Annotated in this window: 27 protein-coding genes; 12 read left to right on the plus strand and 15 right to left on the minus strand. The window is 67.4% G+C overall.

Annotated elements, in window-relative coordinates:
- Positions 1–7: 7 nt before the first annotated feature.
- From ON062_RS05195 to ON062_RS05220, 6 genes are all read right to left on the minus strand, one after another.
- Complete coding sequence (locus tag ON062_RS05195; RefSeq protein WP_274646069.1) at positions 8–2,335, minus strand: FtsX-like permease family protein; 2,328 nt, start codon at positions 2,333–2,335, stop codon at positions 8–10.
- 5 nt (positions 2,336–2,340) lie between these two features.
- Positions 2,341–3,072 carry an ABC transporter ATP-binding protein gene (locus ON062_RS05200; protein WP_274646070.1) on the minus strand — a complete coding sequence of 244 codons (732 nt, stop codon included), beginning with the start codon at positions 3,070–3,072 and terminating at the stop codon, positions 2,341–2,343.
- The gene (locus tag ON062_RS13930; RefSeq protein ID WP_274646071.1) at positions 3,069–3,674 is read right to left on the minus strand and encodes a TetR/AcrR family transcriptional regulator; all 606 of its coding nucleotides are present in this window, start codon (positions 3,672–3,674) and stop codon (positions 3,069–3,071) included. The genes ON062_RS05200 and ON062_RS13930 overlap by 4 nt, the downstream gene beginning before the upstream one ends.
- A gap of 43 nt (positions 3,675–3,717) precedes the next feature.
- Positions 3,718–5,403: an AarF/ABC1/UbiB kinase family protein gene (locus ON062_RS05210; RefSeq protein WP_274646072.1), complete on the minus strand. Its 1,686-nt coding sequence runs from the start codon at positions 5,401–5,403 to the stop codon at positions 3,718–3,720.
- 67 nt (positions 5,404–5,470) lie between these two features.
- Complete coding sequence (locus ON062_RS05215) at positions 5,471–6,025, minus strand: PadR family transcriptional regulator (protein WP_274646073.1); 555 nt, start codon at positions 6,023–6,025, stop codon at positions 5,471–5,473.
- Positions 6,026–6,096: 71 nt separating this feature from the next.
- Positions 6,097–7,752, minus strand: coding sequence for an MFS transporter (locus tag ON062_RS05220; RefSeq protein ID WP_274646074.1), 1,656 nt, complete (start codon positions 7,750–7,752; stop codon positions 6,097–6,099).
- 145 nt (positions 7,753–7,897) lie between these two features.
- Between ON062_RS05220 and ON062_RS05225 the strand changes: the two genes are divergently transcribed.
- Positions 7,898–8,101, plus strand: a complete 204-nt coding sequence (locus ON062_RS05225) for a cold-shock protein (protein ID WP_274646075.1) — start codon at positions 7,898–7,900, stop codon at positions 8,099–8,101.
- A 257-nt stretch (positions 8,102–8,358) separates the two neighbouring features.
- On the opposite strand, the gene ON062_RS05230 is transcribed toward ON062_RS05225, so the two are convergent.
- Positions 8,359–9,003: an SDR family oxidoreductase gene (locus ON062_RS05230; RefSeq protein WP_274646076.1), complete on the minus strand. Its 645-nt coding sequence runs from the start codon at positions 9,001–9,003 to the stop codon at positions 8,359–8,361.
- A gap of 66 nt (positions 9,004–9,069) precedes the next feature.
- On the opposite strand from ON062_RS05230, the gene ON062_RS05235 reads away from it, so the two are divergent.
- Positions 9,070–9,429, plus strand: a complete 360-nt coding sequence (locus ON062_RS05235; RefSeq protein ID WP_274646077.1) for a hypothetical protein — start codon at positions 9,070–9,072, stop codon at positions 9,427–9,429.
- A gap of 15 nt (positions 9,430–9,444) precedes the next feature.
- Here ON062_RS05235 and fdhD read toward each other — a convergent pair whose 3' ends face one another.
- Together fdhD and moaA are read right to left on the minus strand one after the other, a co-directional pair.
- Positions 9,445–10,332: a formate dehydrogenase accessory sulfurtransferase FdhD gene (gene fdhD / locus ON062_RS05240; RefSeq protein WP_274646078.1), complete on the minus strand. Its 888-nt coding sequence runs from the start codon at positions 10,330–10,332 to the stop codon at positions 9,445–9,447.
- 3 nt (positions 10,333–10,335) lie between these two features.
- Entirely contained in the window at positions 10,336–11,430 is a 1,095-nt protein-coding gene (moaA, locus tag ON062_RS05245) for a GTP 3',8-cyclase MoaA (protein ID WP_274646079.1), read from the minus strand.
- Positions 11,431–11,591: 161 nt separating this feature from the next.
- Here moaA and ON062_RS05250 point away from each other — a divergent pair, with 161 nt between their 5' ends.
- From ON062_RS05250 to cydC, 4 genes are read left to right on the plus strand one after another with little or no spacing between them, the layout of a single operon-like run.
- Positions 11,592–13,037, plus strand: a complete 1,446-nt coding sequence (locus tag ON062_RS05250; protein WP_274646080.1) for a cytochrome ubiquinol oxidase subunit I — start codon at positions 11,592–11,594, stop codon at positions 13,035–13,037.
- An 18-nt stretch (positions 13,038–13,055) separates the two neighbouring features.
- Positions 13,056–14,087: a cytochrome d ubiquinol oxidase subunit II gene (gene cydB, locus ON062_RS05255; protein ID WP_274646081.1), complete on the plus strand. Its 1,032-nt coding sequence runs from the start codon at positions 13,056–13,058 to the stop codon at positions 14,085–14,087.
- Positions 14,088–14,144: 57 nt separating this feature from the next.
- Positions 14,145–15,860 carry a thiol reductant ABC exporter subunit CydD gene (gene cydD / locus ON062_RS05260; protein ID WP_274646082.1) on the plus strand — a complete coding sequence of 572 codons (1,716 nt, stop codon included), beginning with the start codon at positions 14,145–14,147 and terminating at the stop codon, positions 15,858–15,860.
- The gene (cydC, locus tag ON062_RS05265) at positions 15,857–17,581 is read left to right on the plus strand and encodes a thiol reductant ABC exporter subunit CydC (protein WP_274646083.1); all 1,725 of its coding nucleotides are present in this window, start codon (positions 15,857–15,859) and stop codon (positions 17,579–17,581) included. The genes cydD and cydC overlap by 4 nt, the downstream gene beginning before the upstream one ends.
- On the opposite strand, the gene ON062_RS13840 is transcribed toward cydC, so the two are convergent.
- The 4 genes from ON062_RS13840 to ON062_RS05290 are packed head-to-tail and all read right to left on the minus strand — an operon-like array spanning position 17,582 to position 21,290.
- A complete protein-coding gene (locus ON062_RS13840) occupies positions 17,582–19,324 on the minus strand; it encodes a GNAT family N-acetyltransferase (protein ID WP_306802260.1) in 1,743 nt (580 codons plus the stop codon). It lies immediately after the preceding gene.
- Positions 19,321–20,118 (minus strand): ABC transporter permease, encoded by a 798-nt coding sequence (locus ON062_RS05280; protein WP_274646084.1) that lies wholly within the window; start codon positions 20,116–20,118, stop codon positions 19,321–19,323. Before ON062_RS05280 ends, ON062_RS13840 begins: the two co-directional genes overlap by 4 nt.
- Positions 20,115–20,897 carry a molybdate ABC transporter substrate-binding protein gene (gene modA, locus ON062_RS05285; protein ID WP_274646085.1) on the minus strand — a complete coding sequence of 261 codons (783 nt, stop codon included), beginning with the start codon at positions 20,895–20,897 and terminating at the stop codon, positions 20,115–20,117. Before modA ends, ON062_RS05280 begins: the two co-directional genes overlap by 4 nt.
- Positions 20,898–20,900: 3 nt before the next feature.
- Positions 20,901–21,290 (minus strand): molybdopterin-binding protein, encoded by a 390-nt coding sequence (locus ON062_RS05290; protein ID WP_274646086.1) that lies wholly within the window; start codon positions 21,288–21,290, stop codon positions 20,901–20,903.
- Between the two features lie 129 nt (positions 21,291–21,419).
- Between ON062_RS05290 and ON062_RS05295 the strand changes: the two genes are divergently transcribed.
- From ON062_RS05295 to ON062_RS05320, 6 genes are read left to right on the plus strand one after another with little or no spacing between them, the layout of a single operon-like run.
- Positions 21,420–22,550: a ThiF family adenylyltransferase gene (locus tag ON062_RS05295; protein ID WP_274646087.1), complete on the plus strand. Its 1,131-nt coding sequence runs from the start codon at positions 21,420–21,422 to the stop codon at positions 22,548–22,550.
- Complete coding sequence (gene glp, locus ON062_RS05300) at positions 22,547–23,782, plus strand: gephyrin-like molybdotransferase Glp (protein ID WP_274646088.1); 1,236 nt, start codon at positions 22,547–22,549, stop codon at positions 23,780–23,782. Before ON062_RS05295 ends, glp begins: the two co-directional genes overlap by 4 nt.
- Positions 23,779–24,252, plus strand: coding sequence for a cyclic pyranopterin monophosphate synthase MoaC (gene moaC / locus ON062_RS05305; protein ID WP_274646089.1), 474 nt, complete (start codon positions 23,779–23,781; stop codon positions 24,250–24,252). The genes glp and moaC overlap by 4 nt, the downstream gene beginning before the upstream one ends.
- Before the next feature lie 5 nt (positions 24,253–24,257).
- On the plus strand, positions 24,258–24,881 hold the full coding sequence (locus tag ON062_RS05310) for a molybdenum cofactor guanylyltransferase (RefSeq protein ID WP_274646090.1): 624 nt from the start codon (positions 24,258–24,260) through the stop codon (positions 24,879–24,881).
- Complete coding sequence (locus ON062_RS05315; RefSeq protein WP_274646091.1) at positions 24,878–25,156, plus strand: DUF6457 domain-containing protein; 279 nt, start codon at positions 24,878–24,880, stop codon at positions 25,154–25,156. The genes ON062_RS05310 and ON062_RS05315 overlap by 4 nt, the downstream gene beginning before the upstream one ends.
- On the plus strand, positions 25,156–25,389 hold the full coding sequence (locus ON062_RS05320; protein WP_274646092.1) for a MoaD/ThiS family protein: 234 nt from the start codon (positions 25,156–25,158) through the stop codon (positions 25,387–25,389). Before ON062_RS05315 ends, ON062_RS05320 begins: the two co-directional genes overlap by 1 nt.
- 21 nt (positions 25,390–25,410) lie before the next feature.
- On the opposite strand, the gene ON062_RS05325 is transcribed toward ON062_RS05320, so the two are convergent.
- A complete protein-coding gene (locus ON062_RS05325) occupies positions 25,411–25,839 on the minus strand; it encodes a molybdenum cofactor biosynthesis protein MoaE (protein WP_274646278.1) in 429 nt (142 codons plus the stop codon).
- Positions 25,836–26,312: a molybdenum cofactor biosynthesis protein B gene (locus ON062_RS05330; protein ID WP_274646093.1), complete on the minus strand. Its 477-nt coding sequence runs from the start codon at positions 26,310–26,312 to the stop codon at positions 25,836–25,838. The genes ON062_RS05325 and ON062_RS05330 overlap by 4 nt, the downstream gene beginning before the upstream one ends.
- Between the last annotated feature and the right edge of the window lie 8 nt (positions 26,313–26,320).

Here is a 26,320-nt window from a genome sequence, read left to right on the forward strand (position 1 = left end):
CCGCAACCTAGGGCGCTCGCTCGCGGACGACCCGCGCGATGTCGATCTTCTTGATCTGACGCGCTGCCGGCCACTGCGAAATGAGGGCCGCGAGCAGCACGCCCAGCGCTGCCGCGGGCAGCGTCCACCACGACCAGCGAAGTTCGAGCGTGAACAGGTCGTCGTTGAAGGTCTGCAAGAACGTCGACGCCGACCAGACACCCAAGATCAGACCAATGGGGATCGCGAGGAGAGTTGCGAGCATGTTCTCGGTGGCGATGGCGCCAGCGACCTTTCGGCGCGGCGCCCCGGCCGCGCGCATCGTCGCAAGTTCGCCTATGCGTTCCACCACGCTGACCGCCATCGTGACGTACATCACCGCGAGCGCGAGGATCGTGCCCGCCACGATCATGATTCCGATAAACGCCCAGAACAGACCGAGGTAGTCGTCGAGAATCCCGACGACAGCCCGGACGTCCTGATAGGCAACGACGCCATCCAACTGTGTGATATTGGCGCGCAACTGGTCGCGGTCGGCACCGTTGGCGTAGAGGAGAGCGAACGACTCGACACCTGTATCCGGGAGGATGCTCGCCGCAACCTCGTCGGTCGCGTAGACCGCGGTGCCGATGGGCTCATCAACGAACGCGACGATCGTGACGTCTGTCTGTCCGTCCTCGGTCGACAGCGTGACGGTATCGCCTTCTTCGACGTCAAGGAGCTCGCCGATGCTGTGCCCCGCGAGGATCCCGTCATCGGGGAGCGAGATCTCGGCACCGTCCATTCCCACGAAGCCGTGCATCTGCGTGTCCGCCTGGAAGCCGTGCAGGACGGTCGCGTACGAGTCGTCGCTGCCAAGCACCGTCACCTTGCCGGCGGCAGTAGGTTCGACCGCCGAGACACCTTCCAGGTCACGCAACTGATCTTCCACCCCCGCACCGGACTGGGCCGCTACGGTCGCGTCTTCGAGATTGACCTCGTCGAATTGGATTTCGAGGGCTCTCAGCATCGACGTCATCAACCCGACCGACGTCAGCACGAGGACGAGGGCGAGCACTCCCCCGAGCATCGTCGCGAACGTACGACGCTTGGAACGGACGATGTCACGCAACGCCATGCGAGTGGTGGTGGGCAGCCAGCGCTGCCTGGCTACGAAGCGACTCCATGCGCCGGGCGCGGAGACCTCCGCCTGCGTGCGCATGGCTTCTGCTGGCGCGGTGCGGGATGCCGTGATCGCCGGGCCGAGGGCCCCCAGCATCCCGATGACCGCACCGAAGAGCAGACCGACCACGATCATCCAGGGATAGTTGCGCACCACTGTGTCGGGCACGCCCACAAACCCGGTGTAGGCGGAGGTGACGGCAGTGTTCGCGAACACTCCGAGAACGACACCGACGATCGCCCCGAGCGTGCCGATGATCAGCCCCTGACCGAGATAGTGGCGCAGCACACGACCGCGGCGAGCGCCGGCTGCCATCAGGGTGCCGATAATCGGTCGCTCCTGCAGAATGCGGCGCGTGAGGAGCACCCAACTCGACACGCCGGCGGCGATCAGGAACAGCGCGGGGAATGCAACTGACATTTGATCGAACCCCTGAAGGTCTTCGCTCAGAGTCGCGTTCGACGGCTGATCCTCCTGCGTCTCGACTGATGTCGCCCCGGCATCCGTCATTGCATCGGATACCGCGTCGGATTCTTCGGTGCTCACGGAGTCGGGCAGCAGCACGAGCGTCTGGTTATCGGGAATGCCGAACCACTTCGATACGTCATCGGTGGACGCGTAGACGACCGCGAACGACTGCGGGTCGCTCAAGATGTCTTGCCGCGAGCGCGCGGGCCAGAGGTACTCGGGCGAGTCCACGACGCCGGCAATGGTGACACTCTGCCATCCGGTCGCGGTGTACACGTCGAAACTGTCCCCCGGCGCGAGGTCGAACGCCTCGGCCGCGTGGGTCTCGAGAAGAACATCACCCGAGGTTCCGTCGAGGTAGTCACCGTCGATGACGTCGACATCATCGATGACGGGGTGCTCGTCAACGGGCACAGAAAGGACCCGCCCGAGCAACTTCGCATCGTCGATGAGCATGGGCGGGTCGATCTGAGTGCGGGTGATGGCATCGCTTGCTCCCGCGTCGAGCGCCGCCTGCGCGACGTCGGCGGTGTCACCGCCCGTCGCGACCAGATCAGCGAAGGAGAGCCGGTCGTACGTCTCTTGATAGCTCGCGGACAGGTTCTGAAACGCCCCTGCCGTCGCGATGTAGATGAGCACGCCCAAGGCGATGGTGACACCGACGGCGATCACCTGGGCGCGCTGGCGCCAGAGGTCACGGAAAGACTTTCGTGTGGAAGCCCTCATCGCGCTCACCAGGTCACGTCGGCCGCCGCCGCGGGGTTGTCGTTGACGACGGTGGACTCGACCTGACCGTCGACGATCGTCACGACGCGGTCGGCGATCTGAGCCACCGACAGGTTGTGCGTGACGATGATCACGGTGCGACCCTGGTGGTGCAGATCCTGCAGCAGGCCGAGGATCTGACGGCCTGTCGGCAGATCGAGTGCTCCGGTGGGCTCGTCGGCGAAGAGAATGTCAGGATCGGTGGCGAGCGCTCGCGCGACCGCAACGCGCTGTTGCTGACCACCCGACAACTGTGCCGGGAAGTTGTCCATCCGATCCCCCAGTCCGACCGCTTCGAGGAGTTCCGGCACGCGCGCTTTGTCGCCGCGGCCCGTCATCTCGATGATGACCTCGACGTTCTCACGGGCAGTGAGCGTGGGGATCAGGTTGAAGAACTGGAAGATGAACCCGACATGGTCGCGCCGGAAGTCGCTGAGCTTGCCCGGGTCTCGCGTCGAGATATCTTCACCGGCGACGATGACCGTGCCATCCGTCGCACGGTCGATTCCGCCGAGGATGTTGCACAACGTCGTCTTACCCGAACCCGACGGGCCGAGAATCACGACGAGCTCGCCCGACGCAATCTCGAGGTCGACGCCTTTGAGGGCGTGGACGGCGGCGTCTCCTGTTCCGAACACCCGCGTGAGCCCTGTGGTGCGGACTCCACGGTCGGTGGCGACGGAGGTCGAAGCGGTCATAAGGTTTCCTTCCGAAAGACGCCGTGCGTGTAAGCGTCGATGGCTTCTGCGGCCCACCGGGCGGAGCCGTCTGGCGACAAGGGATCGACGCCGGTGGCATCGTGGACGTGTTCGTGCAGCAGGATCATGGCGAGGTCATTCACGAGAAGAAATGCCGCGCGCATCTGGGGATCCACTGCCGGCCTCGCGATGTCGTGCACTTCGAGATTTGCCAGGAGGCGAACGCTGAGTTCGTACCAGCGCCGAAACAGCAATCGCCCACCCTCGGTGCCCGACAGCAAGAGGCGACGCACGTATGCGGGAATCGGTGAGCCCTGCGGCAACGCCGACAGCAATGCCTCGACGAAACCTGCTACCGCCCCATCCCCGGTCAGCTCGGTCGGGGGCTGCTGCTCGAGGGCGTCGAAGATCGCGATGACGTGTGCATCCACGGCATCGCGGAGTCCTTCTCGCGTTCCGAAGTGATGCGGAATGAGCGCCACCGATACGTCTGCGTCGCTCGCGACGTCGCGCAGCGACACCGCATCCACTCCTCGTTCGGCGAACAAGCGCAGGGCCGACGCGACGATACGCTCGCGCGCCGTGCGTTCGTCTTCACTCACGCGCTCAGCATACTGAACGAGTGTTCAGCGGTGCAACGGGCGGTCAGAATCGGCGCGAGAACAGTCCCGCCAGCACGGCATGCGCCAGAGGCACGATCGAGGCGATCATGAGCACGGTGCCGAAGACGATGTCATCCAGGCGCATCAAAATGCCGCCGATGAGCAACCCGGCGAAGATGATGGCTGCCACTACCCGGCGACCCGCACGCTCGAGCCCCGCGATCCGCTTATCGAGCTTGGGAGTGTCGACGGCGAGTCGCCCGTCTTCCAACCGCGTCACGACATCGTCGAGCCTGCGCGGCAGGCGAACGGCGATGCCCAACACGTCGCGCACCTCGGTCGCGAACGCCTGCACGACATTGCCGCTCTCCTCACGCAGAAGGCGCTGCGCATAGGGCTCGACCGCATCCCACACGTTGAACGCGGGATCGAGGGAGCTGCACACACCCGAGGTCAACGAGACAGTGCGGATGATGAGGAGGAAGTTCTCCGGCAACTGTGTCGGCATGCGACGAATCGTGTCGCCGAACTCCCGCGCGAAGTCTTCGAACTCGCGCGGGTCCACTTGCGCCAGTTCGGCGAAACCCATTCCACCGAAACGGGCGAACAGCGTCGTCATCGCCCGTTCCAACTCGGTGGTGTCAGCGTCCGGCAACAGCACGCCCACGTCGCGCATGCTCTCTACGAGCCGACGGCCGTCGCGGGCCGCCACCGCGATCAACACGCGACGAAGCCCGTCGCGCAGTCGGTCGGGCACTTCGCCCATCATGCCGAAGTCGATGAACGTGAACCGCCACGTTCGCTCCGTCTCTGCATCAGGAGTCGGGGTGACGAAAATGTTGCCGGGGTGCGGGTCTGCGTGGAAGAACCCATGATCGAAAAGCTGGTCGAACATCACGCGCGCGAACTCGGTGGCCACTTCGCCCGGATCGATGCCCGCCGCCCGCAGCGCATCGACGTCGTTGATCTTGATCGCCGTAACATCGGCCAGCGTGAGCACCTGCCGCGTCGTGCGCTCCCATGCGACCGCGGGCACCGAGACGCCGCCGTCATCGGCAAAGTCCGCGGCGAATCGCTCTGCACTGCCCGCCTCGTGGAGGTAGTCGATCTCTTCGAGGCTCGTGCGCGCGAACTCTTCCATGAGCACGGGCAGATCGACATGACGCCGGATGATCTGAACACGGTGCAACCACCCGGCCACCTTGCGCAGCGCCGCCAGGTCGACAGCGACGACCCGGTCGATGCCGGGGCGCTGGACTTTCACCACGACGTTCGTGAATCCCGCGACGCCCGCATCCTCCACCGACAGCGCCGCACGGTGGGCTTGCCCCAGGGATGCAGCCGCGAGCGGCAGGGGGTCGAACTGAGCGAACGCCCGATCCAGCGGCACCCCGAGCTCTGCCTCGGCGAGCGCTCGGATCTCATCGAACGCGACCGGCGGCACTTCGTCTTGCAGTCCCTCCAGCTCGCGCGTGATCTCGGGTGGGAGCACGTCGAGTCGCGACGACATGAACTGCCCGACCTTGATCATGAGTCCGCCCAACTGCACGGCGAGGGCATGGAAGTGACGAGCGATGTGCTGCAACCGCGCGGGGCGTCCGCGCGCGGCGAGAGAACTCAGCCCGACGCGCGGCAGAAAGAGCTCGTACCACCACGCCTGCACCATGTACCGCAGCGCGAAGCGCAGAATGCGCCGATATCGCGCGCGCGACGCACGCTCGTCGCTCATCACCCCTCCATCATGCCGTGCGAGGGCGAACGCCCAACGAAGGAACCTGCGCGCGCGACGAGAGCCGTCACTCCTTCGCCAGGAGCGCGTAGAGCTTTCGTCGCGCGTCGTCGAGGATCTCTACAGCCTCGGCGATCTGCTCCGGTGTGCCACTGCGCCCCACTTGCGCCGCCGCCTGGGCAAGCGCGAGGCCGGCTTTGGGGAGCGCCGTCGCCCGCGCGGCATCCTTCATCCCCGAGGTCTCCCATGGCGCGGCGCCTTCCTCGCCCGCCGCGGCCACTCCTGCATCGGTCAGGGAGTAGATCTTACGTCCGCCCGACTCTTCGGCCGCGATGAGCCCCTCATCGGCAAGCAACTGCAGCGTCGGATACACCGAGCCGGGGCTGGGCTTCCACGCACCGCCCGAGCGTTCCTCGATTTGCTGGATGATCTGATAGCCGTGCATCGGCGACTCTGCCAGCAGCGCCAACACGGCTGCTCGCACGTCCCCGCGATTCACACGTGACGCGGGTGCGCCAACCCGCTGCTCGAAGGCGTCACGCAGCTGATCCATTGCCTCGAAGATGCCGGGGCCGGGCCACCCGCTGCCGAACCCACTGGCCCGTGATCCTGCACTGTTCATGATCGATCTCCTCGCATCGCAGCTCGCCGCCACGATGACGACTCCCATGAACGATACCTACCGATATATCGTTACGGAAGGTCCTTGACAGATTCCGCCGCACGACGCAGGGCAAATGCGCCGACGAATCCGAGGAGTAGGAAGACGGATGCCACGAGCAGCGCCCATCGCGTCCCATCGGCGAATCCTTCGGCGAGCGCGGCGGTGACAGCGGCGGTCTGATCGCCCAGGGGACTCGAACTCCCCGCCTCGCGGAGCGCAGGGATGGCCGTGCCGGCGGACTGCCTGGTCGCCGTCGCGAGCTGATCAGCCTCGTCGCCACTCACGTCCACACTCTCGAGAGCCGCGGGAAGTGTGAGAGCGAGCGATACCGAGAGCGCCGCACCGGCGAACGCCGTGCCGAGCGCGGAACCGATCTGTCGGACTGTGCTCTGCGTGGCGGAGCCCTGCCCAGAAACTTCGACCGGAACGTCGCGCAACACCGTGCCTGTCAGTTGCGCGGAGGCAAGGCCAAGCCCCAAGCCGTAGACGACGAGAGGAAGCGCGATCACCACCCCGGGTGTATCTGCGTGGATGATGAGCGCGACCACCACGATGCCGACCACTTCGAGCCCGAGTCCGAGCAACACAGTGCCCGGGGACCCGAATCGCGCGGCCAGATGGCGAGCGGATGCTCCCGAGAAGAACGCGCCGATGGCCATGGCGGCGAGTACGAGCCCCGCCCCCATGACGTCGAGCCCGACCGCGTTGATGAGGTAGAGCGGCAGGACGAAGATGATGGCGAACTCCCCCACGGCCACCATCGCGGCGGTGAGGTTCCCCCACGAGAACGTGGGGATACGGAACAGATTGAGGTCAAGAAGCGCCGAACGGCGCACGCGCTCTCGATGGCGCTCCCACAAGACGAACAACGTCAGCGCGACTGCCGCGATCGCAAAGGCCACCGGAACGGCGGAGATCGCGGCATCCGCGGGCCACACCCACCCGAAGATCACCAGGTCATCCTTCGGCGCCCACCAGCCGAGGTCGGGACCCTCGATGACCGCGAACACCAGCGCGCCGAAGCCGATCGCGCTGAGCAGCGCTCCATCGACGTCGGCGCCCGGGCGCCCCTTGGCGCCGCGCGTTTCGGGCACCGTGAGCAGCGCCGCCACAAAGACGGCGATGCCCAGCGGGATGTTCACGAGGAACACCCAATGCCACGACGCCCACTGCGTCAGCGCGCCGCCGGCGAGCGGACCGATCGCCGCGGCCCCCGAGATCACCGCGCCCCACACACCGAACGCGGCCCCGCGATAGCGGCCGCGGAACACCGCATTGACCGTCGACAGCGTTGAGGGCATGATGAACGCCGCTCCGAGCGCTTGGACGGCGCGGGCTGCGATCAGCGGTCCACCACTGTCGGACGCAGCCGCCAGCACGCTGCCGCCGATGAAGATCACCACGCCGATGAGGAACATCAGCTTGCGACCCCAGCGATCGGCCAGCCGCCCGGTCGACAGCAGCAGTGCGGCGAGCACGACCGCATACAGGCTGTTGACCCGTTGCGCGTCGGTGAGGTCGAGACCGATGTCGCTGATGATCTCGGGTAACGCTACGCCGACGATCGTGCCGTCGAGGACGATCATGCCGAGCCCCGCCGACAGGACGGCCAGCGCCAGCCACTCGCGTCGCGTGGGTGGTGAAGACTCTGAGGTCGAGGGATCGAGTGGCTGCGATGCGCTCATTCGGCAGGGCCTTTCGCTCGAGGACGACGCTCGCGCACATCTGCGACGCAAGGCGTTCTCGAATCTATCGTGCAGGGTAGGCTCACTGCGAGGAGCTGACGGCTCCCGGTCGCATTGCGGCCCGCAAAGAAAAAGGAAAGACACGATGGCCACTGGCACCGTGAAATGGTTCAACTCCGAAAAGGGCTTCGGCTTCATCGCACCGGATGCAGGCGGAGACGACCTCTTCGCGCACTACAGCGCGATCGCCACCGAGGGCTACAAGGAGCTCCACGAGAACCAGAAGGTCGAATTCGACGCCGAGCGTGGCCCCAAGGGCATGCAGGCTGCGAACATTCGCCCGCTCTGATCGTCACTCGTCGGGTTTCGACCTGACGGGAAGCCGCAACACCCCGGTCCTTTTGGATCGGGGTGTTGTCGTCTTCCCCCCTCGGCCGCCTCGCCCCGCGAGAGTTCTCGAAAGCGAGCGGTGCGACCTCACGTAGATTTCGAGGAGTGGATGCCGGTGCTATCAGAGATTCGCACGCGAGACGTCACGGCGCCTGACGGTTCTCCTGCGACCCTCGATGATTCGGTCGTGCTGCTGCAACGTCGCAGCTGACCAGCTCAGCCTGCGATCGCCTCGACGATCGGCGTGGATCCTGCGTTGAAACGAAGAGTGCGCCCGATCGTCGAGTCGTCAGCGAGAACCGCGTCGATGACAGCAGCGACGTCTGCACGAGAAACCTTCGTGGCTTCCGTCGCATCGACATGGATGCGGCCCGTGGGCGGATCCAGCGTCAGCGCGCTCGGAGCGACGATCGTGTAGTCGAGTCCACTTGAACGCAAGTGTTCGTCCGCTGCCGCCTTAGCTTCGGCATAGGCGAAGAAGGCGTTGTCTTCGGGCACGCCGTGATCGGTGTCAGCGCCGAAGTACGACACCATGACGTAGCGGCGCACCCCCGCCGCCACGCACGCATCGATCGAGCGAATCGCTGCATCGCGGTCGACCGCGTAGGTTCGCTGAGGGTCTCCCCCACCAGCCCCGGCCGCCCAGATGACGACGTCGTTGCCACTCACGAGGTTTGTGAGCTGGTCGGTGTCGAAGACTTCGATGTCGGCGACCAGTGGCGCGGCCCCGGTTGCGGCCACATCGGTCTCATGGTCGGCATTGCGAAACAGGGCGGTGACGTGTTCGCCACGACCCACGAGCATCGGTTCGAGGAGGAGCGCGACCTTGCCGTGGCCGCCGATGAGCAGGATGCGAGACATAGGGCTCTCCGATCTGACGTTCTCTTCGAGCCTAACCGGGCCCGCAGACCGGCTAAAGTTCTGCGTATGTCTTCAGATCAGCAGGAACTCCACGGCGGCGCTCTCAGTGGGCACGGTAGCCCCGGCCTGTGGGGCACGCTGTTCGGTCTCATGGTCGCGGCCTTCATCGCTGTGCCGCTCTCAGCTGCATTCTCGTTCGCCACGCACCCCGGCACCCAGCAACTGTTCGCCGGTCGACTGAACGAGGCGACCACCGGCGGCTACGTCGCGTTCTGGTGGATCGTCACGATCTTCCTCGCCGCCCTGCCTTTCCTCGTCGGCTACGCCGTCGCGAAGCTGTCGGGCCGCACGCTCGCGATCGTCGGCGCCATCGTTGCCCTCTTCGTCGTCGCCGTACTGGTGCTGGGTCAGATCTTCGTCTTCTGATCTCCCCGGCGACGCTCAGCCGACGCGAATGCGCTCGGGGTGCGTGTACACGTTCAGCGTGTCACCGCGCGAAAAACCCACGAGAGTGAGTCCGCGGGCCGCCGCGAGTTCCACCGCCAGGCTTGACGGAGCCGACACCGCGGCGAGAATGGGGATGCCCGCCATCGCGGCCTTCTGGACGAGTTCGAAGCTCACGCGGCCCGAAACCTGCAGCACCGTGCCCGTCAACGGCAATCGACCTACCGTCAGGGCCCACCCGACGACCTTGTCGACCGCGTTGTGGCGCCCCACATCCTCACGCACGATCAGCTCTTCACCCGATGCAGCGTCGTACAGTCCGGCGGCGTGCAGACCACCAGTCTTGGCGAACGCCGCTTGCTTCACGCGCAGACGCTCCGGAAGTTCGGCGAGGGCCGCGGCATCCATCGTCGCCATATCTTGCGCCACATCGAAGCGCGACGATTTCTCGACGGCGTCGATGGATGCCGCGCCACACACGCCGCACGCGCTCGTCGCCACAAACGCGCGAGCCATGTCGGGAGTGGGAGCCACGGCTCCCGCGCCGAGCGTGACGTCCAGCACGTTGTAGGTGTTCCCGCTCGCGGGTGTCTCGAGCAATGCGGGCCGATCCATCGACTGCGCGCCGAGCCCCGGTCCGCCGCAGTGAATCGCCGCCGCGAGCTGGTCGCTCCGCCCGATCACTCCCTCTGAGACCAAGAACCCTGCCGCCAGTTCGACGTCATGACCGGGGGTCCGCATCGTGACAACGAGCGGCTGCCCGCTAAGACGAATCTCGAGGGGCTCTTCCACGGCGAGCACGTCAGCACGCCGTCGCGCCACAACTTCGCCGTCGCCGTCGAAACTGATTCGCGTGACGGGGCGGTTCGCCGTGATGCGCCCCATTACTCAGCCGCCGATCGCGTTCATACCGCGCGCGGGCTGCAGGAACGACGGTTCGTTGATGGCGTGGCCGGGCAACTTTCCCCGGACGCACGCGCGCAGCATCCCATCGATCCCGTCTGCGCGAGAATCCTCCGCGCCGGGCGCGCGCAGGATCGGCAGCAGGTCATACTCGGTCGTGGAGAAAAGGCAGTTGCGCAATTGGCCGTCTGCGGTGAGTCGAAGTCGGTCGCAGTCCCCGCAGAAGGGTGCTGTCACCGACGCGATGACGCCGACCGTGTCGGGCCCACCATCGAGCATCCAGCGTTCGGCGGGCGCACCCCCTCGCCCCGGAACCGGCGTCAGCGTCCACCGGCTCGACAGCGCCTGAAGAATCTCCTCGCGCGTCACCATGTTCTCGCGTGACCACGTGTGCCCGGCATCCAACGGCATCTGCTCGATGAAGCGCATCTGCGCCGAGTGCGCGACGGCGAAGGCGACCAGATCGACGAGTTCGTCATCGTTGACTCCCCGCATGGCGACCGCGTTGATCTTGAGCGGTCGCAGGTCGGATGCCGCGGCCGCCGCGATGCCAGCGAGAACGTCATCGAGCCGGTCACGTCGAGTGAGTTCGCGGAACCGATCGTGCCTCAGCGTGTCGAGGGAGATGTTCACCCGGTGCAATCCGGCATCGATGAGATCTGACAAGACCTCATCCAGACGGATGCCATTGGTCGTCATCGCAATCTCGACCGGCTGACCGTCGGGACCCCGGAGTCGGGCGAGCCTGCGCACCACATCCACGATGTCGGTGCGCAGCAGTGGCTCCCCTCCCGTGAGGCGAAACGTCGTGATCCCCGCTGCGGCGGCAACGCGGGCCACCTCGACGATCTCGTCGAGCGAGAGGATGCTGGTGCGCGCCAGCCATTCGTTGCCCTGCTCGGGCATGCAGTACGTGCAGCGCAGCGAACAGCGGTCGGTGAGCGAGATGCGCAGGTCGCGATGCACACGCGAATAGGTGTCGACGAGCGGTGCACCCGGCACCGCCGTCGCGTCGCTCGCAGCGTCCGCGGCGCCCGGGAGCGGCATCCGGACACCGATCGTCACGGGCACGGCGCTCATGGACGCGATCCCTCACGCACGCGGCCGTCCCCCGTCTCAGACATGTGTCGAGCCTAATCGCGACACGGGAACCGCGGCTCCTCAACTGGCGCTTGCAAAGGTCGTGCCACCTGCTACAGTGTGGTCAGACCACACCTCGACCCAATCGATCGGAGTGCACAGTGGACCTGCTCGACCCCCTGCTCCTAGCTCGTTGGCAGTTCGGCCTCACCACGCTGTACCACTTCCTCTTCGTGCCCCTCACACTGGGCATGGCGCTCACGGTCGCGATCTTCCAGACAGCATGGTTTCGCACCGGAAAGCTCAAGTGGCTTCATCTGACGCGGTTCTTCGGAAAGATCTTCCTGATCAACTTCGCCATGGGTGTGGTCACCGGCATCGTTCAGGAGTTCCAGTTCGGCATGAACTGGTCGTCATACTCGCGGTTCGTGGGCGACGTGTTCGGCGCACCACTGGCGTTCGAAGGACTCATGGCGTTCTTCTTCGAGGCGACGTTCATCGGCCTCTGGATCTTCGGGTGGGACAAACTCCCCCGCGCCGCACACTTGGCGAGCATCTGGATCGCCACCATCGGGGCGTGGTTCTCGGCGTACTTCATCCTCGCCGCCAACGCGTTCATGCAAAACCCGGTGGGCTACCAGATGGCCGCAGACGGCTCACGCGCCGAAATGAACGACTTCTTCGCCGTGCTGACGAACCCGGTCGCCTTGGCCGCACTCCCTCACACACTGTTCGCGGCATTCATGATGACGGCGGGCGTGATCATCTCGATTGCCGCATGGCACCTGGTGCGCCGCCAGAACATCGAGATGATGCGCTCGGCTCTGCGCTATGGCCTGTGGGGCATGATCGTCGCGTTCGCCGGAGTGGCGCTCTCCGGCGACCAGTTAAGCCTGGTCATGGTCGCGACCCAGCCCATGAAGATGGCCGCAGCAGAGGCGATGTTCGATAGCGCGTGCGGCGCCGATGCCTCGTTCTCGATCTTCACCCTCGGCACTCCCGATGGCACGAGCGAGTTGTTCTCGGTCCGCGTTCCGTACTTGCTCGCCTTCCTGTCGACGCACACGCTGGATGGCTGCGTCGAGGGCATCAACGACCTGAACATGGAGTACACCACGACGCTCTTCCCGCAGTTTGCCGATCAGGTCGACGGCAACTTCGCCCCCATCCTGTGGGTGACGTACTGGTCGTTCCGCTGGATGATCGGCCTCGGCGGGGTTGCCTTCCTTGTCGGTGTCGTCGGCCTCTGGCTCACCCGCAAGAAGGCGAAGCGCGAGGTTCCGGTGTGGGCATGGCGTCTGGCCATTTGGGCATGGCCCGCATCGCTGCTCGCGATCCTCGTCGGCTGGGTGTTCACCGAAATGGGCCGACAGCCGTGGATCGTCTTCGGGCTCATGCTCACCGAGGATGGTGTGTCTCCCAGCGTGCCGGGGTGGAACGTCCTCATCTCGCTGATCGCCTTCACCGCGATCTACGCCATCCTCGCGGTCGTCGAGGTCGGGCTCATCATGAAGACGGCACACGCCGGCCCCGCACCCCTCCCCGATCCGGGAGACCGCGACGAGCGGTCGACCGCGATCGAAGACACCCCCACGACGGTCTACTAGGAGAACACGGACACACTCATGGACCTCGCGTACCTCTGGTTCTGGATCGTCGGCTTCCTCTTCGTCGGCTACTTCGTCCTTGACGGGTTCGACTTCGGCGTCGGCATGTCTCTTCCCTTCCTCGGCAAGAACGACATCAGCAGACGCCAAGTCATCAACACGATCGGCCCCGTGTGGGACCTCAACGAGACGTGGGTGATCGTCGCCGGCGCCTGTCTGTTCGCCGCCTTCCCCGAGTGGTACGCCACGCTGTTCAGCGGCTTCTACCTGGCTCTGCTGCTCATCCTTCTCGCGCTCATCGCACGCGGCGTGTCGTTCGAATATCGGCACCAGCGAGACAGCGTCCGGTGGAAGCAGGGTTTCGACACGATGATCGTCGTCGGGTCGGCTGTGCCCGCGCTGCTGTGGGGTGTCGCGGTGGCGAACATTGTTCAGGGCGTGCCGATCGATGCCAACCACGAGTTCACCGGTTCGCTGCTGACGCTGCTCAATCCGTACGGACTGCTCGGCGGGCTCACCACGCTGTTGCTCTTCTTCACGCACGGGGTGTACTTCGTCGCTCTCAAAACTGATGGGCAAGTGCACGAAGATGCACGACGCCTCGCGCGGCGCTCGGGCCTGCTGACCGTCGTGGTCGCCGCCGCTTTCTTGGTGTGGACGATCTTCATCGCGGCCGGCCACGGTGCGCCGCTCATGGCCCTCGTGATCGGCGGAGCCGCGGTCGCAGCGGTATCGCTCATCTTGTCTCTCGTGTTCAATGCCAGGGATCGCGAAGGCTGGGCTTTCGGCGCGGGTGCCGTCACGGTCGTCGCTGCCGTGCTGACCCTGTGGTTCTCGCTCTACCCCAACGTCATGCCGTCATCGACGGACCCGGCCTACAGCCTCACGATCGAGAACGCTTCGAGCACGGACTACACCCTGCAGATCATGTCGTGGGCGGCGCTGATCTTCCTGCCTCTCGTCCTCGCCTACCAGGGATGGACGTACTGGGTGTTCCGCAAGCGCGTGACGCGCTCGCACATCGAGAAGGCGGCGGCGGTCAGCCACTGACCACACCCGCACTCCGCGTCGGCAGGTCCTGCGACGCGTAGGTAGGCTCAGAGAGTTGTGAACGAACAGACGGATGCCGCGGCGCCACCGCGCACGCGCACCGCACCAGTCGATCCCCGGCTGCTGCGGTATGCGCGCGCCTCGCGGGGCTTCTTCGTCCTGATCGCGCTGATCGCGCTGGCGCAGACCGCAACCATCGTCGCGTTCGCGTGGTTGCTCACCGCGGTGATCACGGGCGCGCTCGACGGAACATCCGTTGCCGAGCAGGCGCGTCTGCTGGCATTCCTCGGGCTGGTCGCGGTCGCGCGCGCCCTCCTGCTCTGGGCGCGAGAAGCGATCGCTGCGCGCGCGGCTGCGCGTGTGCAGACGCAGTTGCGCACCGCCCTGGTCGACGCGGTGTCGTCCCTCGGCGCCGGGTGGCTCGCGGGTCGCAATTCTGCCCACCTCTCGGTGACCGGCGGGCGCGGACTGGACGCGCTCGAGGCATACTTCGGCCGATATCTTCCCCAACTCGTGCAGACCGTGATCGCGACACCGATTCTTGTTGCCGTCATGTGGTGGTTCGACTGGATTTCGGGCCTGACGGTTCTGCTGACACTCCCCCTCATCCCCGTGTTCATGATCCTGATCGGGCTCGCGACGCAGTCGGTTCAGCGCACGCAATGGCAGACGCTGCAACGACTCGCCGCCCGGTTCTCCGACACCGTCGAGGGCCTGTCGACGCTCAAGGTGTTCGGACGACAGCACCGCGCGGTGGCGTCGATCGAGAGCGTCACTGACGAGTACCGCCGCCAGACGATGCGTGTGCTGCGCGTGTCGTTCTTGTCGGGCTTCGCCCTCGAGTTCTTCGCGAGCATCTCGGTGGCGATCGTGGCGGTGTCGATCGGATTCCGCCTCATCGACGGCTCTCTGCTGCTCGGCGTGGGGCTGTTCGTCCTGCTTCTGGCCCCCGAGGCTTACCTCCCGTTGCGCCAAGTGGGAGTGCAGTTCCATGCCGCGTCAGAGGGCGCGGCAGCGACGAATGACGTCTTCGATGTGCTGGATGCCGCGCGCGAGCACCCCAGAGGCGACGGCGCGGCGACGACCATCGCGCCACCCGCACTCGACGCCGACGTCACCGTTTCGCTATCACACGTGCGCGCGCGCCGCGGCGACAGACTGCTAGCGCCGGTGACGCTGACGGCGACGCCCGGGTCGGTGACAGTGATCGAGGGCCCGAGCGGCGCGGGGAAGACGAGCGTGCTCGCGGCACTCCTCGGCACCGTCGAGTTCGAGGGTGAGATCACGCTGCGGGCGCCGGATCGAACCCTGGACGCCGCGTCGGTGCCGGCGGCGTCGTGGCTGGCATGGGCGGGACAGCGGCCTGGTCTCGTGTCGGGCACCGTTGCGGAGAACGTCGCGTTGGGGGATAACGCGGCCGATGCCGACCTGGTCACGCGCGCGCTCGATCTGGCGTGCATCACGGAGGTATCGCCGACGATGTCGCTGGGCGTGCAGGGCTCGGGGCTCTCGGGCGGACAAGCTCAGCGCGTGGCCATCGCCCGTGCGTTCTACCGTCACTTGCGCGGGCGCGGGCCCGTGATCGCACTCGACGAGCCCAGCGCCGCCCTGGATGCCGCAACCGAATCCCGACTGTGGCGTAACGTGCGCGCGCTCGCTGACGCGGGCGCGACCGTGCTCGTGGTTTCGCACCGCACCAGCGTGCGGGCGATCGCCGACCAGGTTGTGACGCTGTCTCCTCCGGCACCCGCGCCGGCCGGGGGTGTCGCATGACCTCGACGATCCCCATCACCGTCCCCACTCCCACGCGCATCGGCGACCCCGTCGCCACCACGCTACGCGGGGCCGTCCCGCCGATGCGACGATTCTGGTGGGCACTGGCTGCGGGATTCGCATCAGAGGCCTCGGCCGTCGCCCTGCTCGCTGTGAGTGCGTGGCTGATCGTGCGGGCTGCCGAGCAGCCGCCGGTCCTCTACCTGAGCGCCGCGGTGGTGGGCGTCCGATTCTTCGCGATCTCGCGCGCGACCTTCCGCTACATCGAACGTCTGACCGGGCACGATGCAACGCTGCGTCAACTTGCGTCGACCCGCGCAGCGTTTCTGCATCGGCTCATTCCTCTCGCGCCGGCGGGCCTGGCCCGCATGCGCCGCGGGTCCGCTCTGGGGGCACTCGTCGACGATGTTGATGACCTTCAGAATCTTCCCCTGCGCGTGATCCAACCCCTGGTGTCATCCGCGACCGTCGCCCTGGCTGCGGTCATCTTGGTCGCCTTCGTCTGGTGGCCCGCCGCCCTGACCTTGCTCGCGTGCCTGCTGGTCGCCGCGGGCGTCGCGACCGCATGGGGTTGGGTGTCAGGGGCGCGCGCGGAGCGCGCCATCGCCCCGCTGCGCGCAGAGGTCTCGGATGCCCTCCACGACCACCTTGGCAGCCTGGATGTGCTGGTCGCGTATGGCGCCGAAGCCGCAAGCCGACAGCGCATCATCGAGGCGGACGGCGCACTGCGTCGCGCGGTGATTCGTCGAGCCGGCGCACAAGCTGGCACGGCCGGGGTCGTTTCCCTCGTCGCGGCCATCGCCTCGATCGCGGCGGTCTGGGTGGCGAGCCCGGCCGTGGCGTCGGGCGACCTGACCGGACCGTGGTTTGCCGTCGCCGTGCTGGTTCCGATGGCCGTGTTCGATGTCTTCGCTTCGGTGCCTGCCGCCGCAGCCGCCTGGCGTCAGGTTCGTGCGTCAGCCGAACGCATCGCCGCCGTCACTCCTGCCGAAGTTCCCGCGCAGATCCCGCGTGACATCTCGGTCCCCACGGGGACCGCCCCCGAACTGGGCGAGGGTCTGCGACTCCGCGGCGCCAGCGTGACCTGGCCGGGTGCTGAGGCCCCCGCGTTGCGCGATATCGACCTCGACGTGCAACCCGGCGAGCGCCTGCTGGTGGTTGGCTCGAGCGGGGCGGGAAAGTCCACACTGGCCGACGCGTTGGTGCGGTTTCTCGCCACGACCGGCGAGTACCGCATCGGCGGTCGCCGCGCCACGCAGATGGCCGCCGACGACGTGCGTCGAACAGTGGGGCTGTGCGAGCAGCGCCCGATGCTGTTCGACGAGGACATCCGCCAGAACCTCCTGTTCGCCCGCGAAGGCGCCACCGACGCCGAACTCACACACGTGCTGGAGCGCGTCGGTCTCGGGACGTGGCTCGCCGAGCGCGGGGGCTTGAGTGCGCGAGTGGGCGAGCGCGGGTCGCTGGTTTCGGGCGGCCAGGCGCAGCGCATCGCGCTTGCGCGCGCGCTTCTCCGTGGCTTCCCGGTGCTCGTGCTCGATGAGCCGACGGCGGGGGTCGATCCCGAGGCGGCCGATGCCCTGCTGGCCGATCTTCTGGGCGCGGTCGAGGACGACCAGGCCGTCGTGTTGATCTCTCACGCGACGGTTCCCGGTCATCTCGTCGACCGCGTGGTGAGGATCGACGCGGGCCGCATTGCCCCCGCAGACCAGCAAGACTGATCAGTTGGCCTTCAGCGGCATCCCGAACGCCTGCACGCCGTCATGCGACGGTAGTGGGACGAACCCCAGCCGCGAGTAGAACGCGAGCGCGCCGGTGTTGTCGCTGGATGCCACGAGGTGCAATCCGCTGACGCCGCGCTCGCGCAGAGCACCAACAAGCGTGTCGATGAGGCGCCTCCCCCATCCCTGACCCTGAAGTTCGGGGAGCAGATCGATGTGAAGATGTGCGGGGTAGTCGCGACCATACGGCTCGGCATCGGCACGTCGCCCATACGCGTAGATGAGCGTGCCATCTTGTCGCGTGCGTTCGACGTCGGGCCGTGGCCAGCGACCCGCGTGACGCGGCCACCAGACGTTAGCGAACCACTCCTCGAACTCTCGCGTGTCGGGTGTCGCGACGACATAGCCGACCACCCGACCATCCTCACCCTCGACAACGAAAGCCAGGTCGGGGTGGCGGGCAACATACGGCAGCACGAACACTTCGGCCCACAGATCGTCATCGTCGAAGACCCCGGTTGCATCGGCTCCCGCATCCGCCGTTTTGAGGCAGATGTCAGCGAGGGCTGGCTCATCGCCTGGGAGGAAAGGGCGGATGTGCGTCATGTCGCGAGTCTGCGGCCGCACGAACCGAACGTCGCGGCGGTCTATGCGTAGTCGCACGGGAGAGCCAGGCCCGAGGCCCAGGCCCGCCACGCGATCGGCGGAGGTGTCCACGATCACCTCGGGCTCCGCGGTTCGCACGCGAACGCCGGCCGGCGTCTGCTCGAGCCGCGTCACACGTGCGAGCCACTCCCCCTCGATCTTTGCGCCTAGTTCGGGCATGCGCAGCGCACCGGTCCAGGTGGCGGCCGGCACCGATTCGAGGTGCACGGTTGACGGGCGAAACACCGCAGCTTCGTCCACCGGCTGAGACGCGGAGGGAGGAGCATCCTGCACGTCGATGCCCCCTCCGCGACGCAGCCGGATCGGTCCGCATGCCCACTCGTCACCAGCCGTCGACCCCGGCACCCGGTTGAGGCCCGCGACCGATGCGACAAACCGCGTCGCTGGCGATGCCAGCACACCCCGCACGTCACCCTGCTGCGTGATCTCGCCGCCCTCGAGCACCACCAGCCTGCTCGCGAGTGCGACCGCGTCAACCGCGTCGTGTGTCGCCACCAGCGCGGTCGTGCGCGTCGCCGCCACCTGCTCGTGCACCAGGGCGCGCACGTCACCTGCCGTTTCAGTGTCAAGCGAGGAGAACGGTTCATCGAGCAACAGGACGTCGGGGTCGGCGGCGAGCGCCCGCGCCAAAGCGACCCGCTGCTGCTGCCCGCCGGACAGTTCCGCCGGTCGTCGCGTGCCGAGGCCTGCGAGCCCCACACGCCACAGCCATTCGTCGGCCTCGGTGTGGGCAGTCGCGGCGGGAACGCCACGCACGCGCAGCCCGAAGACCACGTTCGCGTGCGCCGTCAGATGTGGAAACAACCGGGGTTCCTGCCCCAGCAGCACGACGCCCCGCTTCGCGGGCGCGACGTGAGTACCCGGGCGAGGGGCCCGATCGAGTACCCGCTCACCCACTCGAATCTCGCCTGCCTTCAGCCGCGCCAGCCCCGCGAGCACCTCGAGCAGGGTGGACTTGCCCGCGCCACTCGGGCCCATGATCGCTACGACCTCACCGGCGGCGACCTCGAGCACGACCTCAAGACTGAAGGCGCCCCGGCGCGCGGTCACCTCGGCCGAAAGCGCGCTGCCGGTCATCGCTGCGCCTCCGGCCGCCACGCACGAACGAGCAAGAGCACAGCCACGGCCGTCACGAGAAGCATCAGCGACAGCGCGACGGCGGTGCCCTGCGAGATTCCTGCACCGTTGAACGCGGTGTAGATCGCCAGGGGCATGGTCTGCGTGACACCCGGGGCGTTGCCTGCGAACAGGGCCGTCGCGCCGAACTCACCGATTGCTCGCGCGAAACACAGCACGACGCCCGCGACGAGACCGGGGGCTGCGAGCGGCAACGTGACCTTCCGGAGCGTTGTCCAGCGTCCGGCGCCGAGTGCTGCGGCGACTTGCTCGTACCCAACTCCGGTAGCCCGCAGCGACCCTTCCAGCGCCAAGACCAAGAACGGCAACGCCACGAAGGTCTGCGCGATGACGACCGCGGCCGACGTGAAGGGCACCTGGATCCCCCACATGCTCAGGGCACCACCGAGCACACCGCTGCGACCGAACAGAAAGAGGAGCGCGACGCCACCGACCATCGGAGGCAGCACCAGCGGAATGGTCACGAGTGCCCGCAGCACCGCAGCCGTCCTCGGCCCACTGCGGGCGATGAGCAGAGCGAGCGGCACACCGAACATCACGCACAGCAGCGTCGCGATCAGGCCCGTCGTCACCGAGAGACCGAGCGCCGCCAGTGCCTCGGGCGAGGTGATGTCGGATGCAAGAGAAGACCACTCGACGCGAGAAACCAGTGCCGCGAGGGGCAGTACGAGAAGTGCGAGCCCGAGTACCGCGGGGATCGCGAGGACGCGAGGGACAAATCCTGACGAGTTCACGGCGCACCGAATCCGTGGTCCGCCAGCACGTCCTGCCCGTCGGACGAGAGCACGTAGTCGACGAACGCCTGCGCCGCGCGCGCGTTGTTTGCTCCGGTCGTCACCGCGATCGGGTAGTGGTTCACCACGCTGTGGGTGCCCTCGGGAATCACGGCGCTCACGTCGTCTCTCCCCTGCACGTCCGTCGCGTACACCAGGCCGGCGTCGGCTTCTCCGGCCGCCACCTTGGTGAGCACCGCGGTCACGTTCTGCTCGAGGCTCGCCGCGTCGACATGCACGTCCCCATAGCCGAGGAGTGTCTGCGCAGCCGACCCACACGGCACTTCCGCCGCGCACAGCACCACGGTGAGGTCGGGATCAGCCAGGTCGACGATGCTGTCGATGCCCGCGGGGTTCCCCGCCGGCACGACGATCACCAGCGTGTTCGAGGCGAACAGCACCGGGTTGGCGGCGGCTCCCGCATCAACCACGAGACCCATGGTGCGTTGGTCCGCCGAAGCGAACACGTCCGCGGGTGCACCCTCGATCAGCTGCGTGGCGAGGACGCTCGACCCGTCGTACGAGATCGGGCGCACGTCGAGGTCCGGATGCTGGTCTTCGAAACCCGCCGCGAGGTCATCGAATGCCGTGGCGAGCGAAGCCGCGGCGAAGATCGTCAATTGACCGCTGAGCGGATCGTCGCTTCCCGCGGCATCCGACGGTGCATCGCTCGACGCACACGCGCTGAGGCCGAGGACTCCCAGCCCCAAGAGGGCGGCGCGAATCACTGAGCGAGTCATCGGTCAGCGCCTCGCCGTCTCGACAACCACGGTGGTGGCCTTCACGACCGCCGTAGCGAGCGATCCCACCTCGAGCGCCAACTCGTCCACTGCTTCGGCCGACATCAGCGACACCACCCGGTGGGGACCTGCTTGGATGTCGACCTGGGCCATCACGCCGTCACGCTGAATCCGCGTGACGATGCCGACGAAGCGGTTGCGCGCGCTCGATGTTCCCCCCACCTCGCCACCGGACTCCCCCAGCGCGAGCGCACGGGTGGCCAGAGCATCACCGGGGACCTCGAGGGGAGAGCCGCCCGTCGTCGTCAGCGCGCCCGCATCGATCCAACGCCGCACGGTGTCGTCACTCACGCCGAGCAGTCGGGCCGCCTCAGAAACCTTGTAGGAGGGCATGAACGCCACGCTAGCACCGCACCAGCGGCGAAAGACTTCACTTTTCCCCGCACGCGCGGGTCCACGGTGCACATAGGCAACGCATCTGACACCGACCCCCGCCGGATGAGACAGGTTTACTCTGAGAGCATGCCGCTCCCACCCCTCGTTGAGCCGATCGAGCGCCTGCGCCCGGACGAGTCCGTCCGCACCGCGCGCCATGCCGCGCTCGCGGGCTTCGGTGACCTCGCTCAGCGCCGACTCGCGGCCGCTCACGTCGCGGTGGTCGGCGCGGGAGGAATCGGCGCGCCGGTAGTCCTTGCACTGAGCGCTGCGGGGGTGGGTCGCCTCACCGTGATCGACGATGATGTGGTCGAAGCATCCAACCTGCAGCGGCAGGTGATCCACCGCCGCACCGACATCGGCCGCCCGAAGGCAGACTCTGCCACCCGCGTGGCACAGGAGCTGTCGTCGACCGACGTATGCACCCACGTCGAGCGCCTGGACGCCGGCAATGCGGCTCGACTGTTGGCCGGCGCGGATGTGATCATCGACGGCACCGACACGTTCGCCACGCGCGAGGTCGTCGCCACGGCCAGCGAAGAGCTGGGGGTCCCCCTGGTGTGGGGCGTCGTGCAGGAATTCCATGCGCAAGCGACGGTGTTCTGGTCGCGGCCCCCCGACGGTATCGACGGTGTGCGGCTGCGCGATCTGTACCCGCCCGAGACGGTCGGTGACGTCCCCTCGTGTGCCCAGGTCGGTGTCCTCGGGGCGCTGTGCCTACAGCTCGGCGCCGTGCTCGCCACAGAAGCGATCAAATTGATCACCGGAACCGGGCAACCTCTGCTGGGGCGGGTCATGCTCATCGATGCCCTGCGCGGACGGACCACCGAGGTACCCCTGCGCACCGCGGGCGCCTCCGGCGGGGAGGTACGGGATGCCGCGCCCGAGCCCTCCGGTGCTGCACCGGCATCCGTCCCCCACCTCTCCCCCGCCGAGTTCGATGACGCGCGCGCGGCCGGGGCCATCGCCATCGACGTCCGGGATCCTCTCGAGACGGCGACCGGCGTGATCCCCGGATCACACCTGGTTCCGCTCCAGGCGTTGCTGAGCGATCCGACGGCCGTTGCCGCCTCAGGTCACGTCGTCGTGGTGTGCCAAGTCGGCATCCGCGCGGAGCGCGCCGCGCGGGCGCTCATCGCGCACGGCGTCGATGCGGCCGTCCTCACCGGAGGCATCGACGCGTGGCGAGCGGCCGCACGCGAAACGGTGCCCGCATGAGCGACGACCTGCGCGAGATCGCCGACCACCTCGCCGACGTGCTGTCGGCCGTGACAGCGCTGCCCACCGAAGTTCTCGCCCTCGAAGAAGCGGCTGGGCGCACGCTGACCGAACCCGTGTTCGCCGCCGTCGACATTCCGGTGTTCGACAATTCGGCCATGGATGGGTTCGCTGTGCTCTTCGACGACGTGAAGGACGCGTCCCCCGGCACGCCCGTCGCGCTGCGGGTCATCGCCGATCTCCCCGCGGGCACCGATCTCAATCCGCCCGTGGTCTCGGGCGAGGCGGCGCGCATTATGACCGGGGCACCGGTGCCCTCTGCGGCAACGGCTGTCGTGCCGTTCGAAGACACCGTGGGCGGGCTCGCGGACTCCCTCGACACCGTGACCGTCGTGCGGGCACCGCGCGGATCCGGTGCGCATATTCGTCGCCGTGGCGATGACGCGGTTCGCGGCGCCGAAGTGATCGCCGCGGGCACTCCCCTCGGAGGGTTGCAGGTCGGCGCGATCGCCGCCGCCGGCGTCGCACAGGTCGCTGTCGCGCGTCGTCCGCGCGTGGCGGTCGTCTCGACCGGGTCTGAGCTCGTCCGCGCCGGGGCTCCGCTGCGCCGCGGCCAGATTCCCGAGTCCAACAGCATTCTGCTGGCAACGCTGGTGACCGACGCCGGCGGCGACGTCGTTCAGCAGACCACCATCGATGACATTGGCGATGGACCGCTGCGGCTCATCGAAGAGGCCGAAGCGGCATCCGTCGACGTCATCGTGTTCACCGGCGGCGTAAGCGCGGGCGCGTACGAGGTCGTGAAGAACGCGCTCGGCGAGATGATGACCTTCTCGAAGGTGCGGATGCAGCCGGGCAAACCGCAGGGATTCGGTGCGACACCGGGCGGCACGTTGCTGTTCGGGCTGCCGGGGAATCCGGTGAGCGCCGCGGTGTCGTTCGAAGTGTTCGTCCGTCCCGCCCTTCTCGCACTGCAGGGCAGGTCACTGCTCGCCCGTCCGATCATCACCGTCGCCGCGGGCGCCGGGTGGCGCACCCCGCCGGGCCGGGCACAGTTCCTGCCCGTCACCATCGACCGCTCCGACCCTGCGGCGTGGGTCGCCGTTCCGGCGACAACGGGGGGATCTCACTTGGCCGGGGGCCTCGGCCGCGCCGAGGCGTACGCGCTGGTCGACGCAGACGTGACATCCGTGAACGCCGGCGACCTGGTCGATGTCATGCTTCTGTCATGAGTTTCACGCACCTGGATGCCGCGGGGCACGCCCGCATGGTCGATGTCACCGACAAGCAGCCGACGGTTCGATCCGCCACCGCCCGAGGATTCGTGCGGTGTGCACCCACCGTGGTCGCGGCACTGCGAGACGGCGACGTCCCCAAGGGCGACGTTTTGGCCGTGGCGCGGATCAGCGGCATCCAGGCCGCGAAGCGCACCCCCGAACTACTACCGCTCGCGCACGTGATCGGTGTGCACGGCGCCGTGGTCGACCTGACGATCGAGGATGACGGCGTGGCAGTCGAAGCCACCGTTCGCACCGCGGATCGCACGGGCGTCGAGATGGAAGCGCTCACGGCGGTCAGCGTCGCCGGGCTCGCCATCGTCGACATGGTGAAGGCTCTCGACAAGTCCACATCGATCGAAAACGTCCGTATCACCCACAAGACCGGCGGCAAGAGCGGTGACTGGACCCGACCGGGCGAGTGACCACGATGCCCGCACCATTCGGCGCGATTCTCCTCGCGGGGGGTCGAGCGACACGCATGGACGGCGTCGCGAAACCGCTGCTCGAGGTCGGTGGGCGCACATTGCTCGAGGCCGCGGCGAGTGCGGTGAGGGATGCCGGATGCCACCCCATCACGGTGGTCGCCGATGTCCTCGACCCCACGCTGGATGTGTCGTGGGTGCGAGAAGATCCGCCTTTCGGAGGCCCTGCCGCCGCGATCGTGGCCGCGTGCAACTCGTGGGGTGAGGCCGCGAACGCACCCGAGTGGACCTTCGTTCTCGCGTGCGACCTGCCCGCAGCCGGGCGTGCCGTGGCGATGCTGCGCGAGGCTCTCCCCCTCCTTCCGAGCGACGCCGATGGCGTGTGTCTGGCAGATCCCTCAGGGCGCCCCCAGTGGCTCACCGGCCTGTACCGCAGCACGGCGCTGGCCGCGTCCGCAGCCGCGTTGCCCGATCGAGGACGCAACGCACCGGCCCGCGCACTGCTTGATGACCTCGCGATCACGGTGCTGCGCGCCGACGCCGACATGACGCACGACATCGACACGTGGGAGGATCTGACCAGCGCACGAGAACACGCGCGCCCACGAATCGCCGAGGAGACACCGTGACCGAGAACTCCCGCACCCTCCCGCCCGAAGCGCTGGACGCGTGGGCAGCCACCCTGCGCGAGAAATTCGGTCTCTCACCCGAGGATCTCCCGGTCTCGCTCATCCTCGATCTGGCGCGCGACGTCGCCACGGGAGTCGCCCGGCCCGCAGCACCCTTCAGCGCCTTCGTCGCGGGTCTGATCGCAGGCCGCGCCGGCGGCAGCCCTGCAGAGGTCGAACGCGTCGTGGCGAGCATCACCGCACTGGCGGCAGACTGGCCGGAGCACACGAACTGATGGCGCGTGTGCGGTACTTCGCCGCGGCGGAAGAACTGGCCGGACGTAGCGAAGAGGTTCGCCCCGAGACCACGTTGGGTGAGCTGCGGCGAGCGCTGAGCGCCGAGAACCCGGGCCTGTCGGCGATCCTGCCGCGATGTGCGGTGCTCGTCGGCGGCTCCCGCGTGGCAGATTCGGCGGCCCTCGACACAGACACCCTGGTCGACGTTCTGCCACCGTTTGCCGGCGGCTAAAGATCCTCCGTCCCCGGGTGACTACCCGCCGAGTCCCTTCCACGCCGTGGTGCCATCGGATTCGACTTGGCGCTTCCACACGGGCAGATCCGTCTTGATCGTCTCGATGATCGTGCGACACACGGTGAACGCCTCGGCGCGGTGCGGTGAAGACACCGCAATCGCCACCGCGGCATCCCCGACGGCCAACCGGCCGATGCGATGACTCACCGCGACGGTGGCGCCCGTTTCGCCGATCGCCTCTTCGGCGATCCGGCGCAACGCCTGCTCGGCGTCGGGGTGTGCACTGTACTCGAGAGCGATGACGGCGGTCGCGGCATCCGGATCATGATCGCGCACGCGACCGACGAACGATGTCTCGGCACCCGCGGTCGCATCCGCGACGGCGCTCAGGTGCGCCGCGACATCGAGTGGTTCCAACGAGATTGCGGCCATGCGCACCGGCATCAGTGGTCACCCCCGCGCAGCTGATCGCTCACGTGCGAGGCCACCGACAGGACAACGGGCATGCCCGATCGCACCGCCGCGCTCGAGCCTGGCAGGTTGACGATCATCGTCGACCCGGCGACGCCCGCCCGCCCACGCGACAACATGGCGGCAGGCTTCTCGGCGACGCCCCGTCGACGCAATTCCTCAGCGATACCGGGGATCTCGCGCTCGAGTACGCTCGCGGTTCCCTCGGGGGTCTCATCTCGCGGTGAGACTCCGGTGCCCCCGGTCGTGACGACGAGGTCGACCCCCTCCGTCACAAGCGCGCGCAACGTCTGCGCGACACTCTGCTCGCCGTCAGGGATCACGACAGCGTCATCACACGTGTATCCGGCCAGGCGCAAGGCCTCGACGGCGATCGGCCCGCTCGAATCGGGCCGTTCACCGCGCGCCGAGCGATCCGACACGGTCACGACGACGGCACGGGGAGGCATATCCCCAG

The sequence above is a fragment of the Microbacterium sp. C7(2022) genome, from assembly GCF_028823665.1.
Classification (GTDB): Bacteria; Actinomycetota; Actinomycetes; order Actinomycetales; family Microbacteriaceae; genus Microbacterium.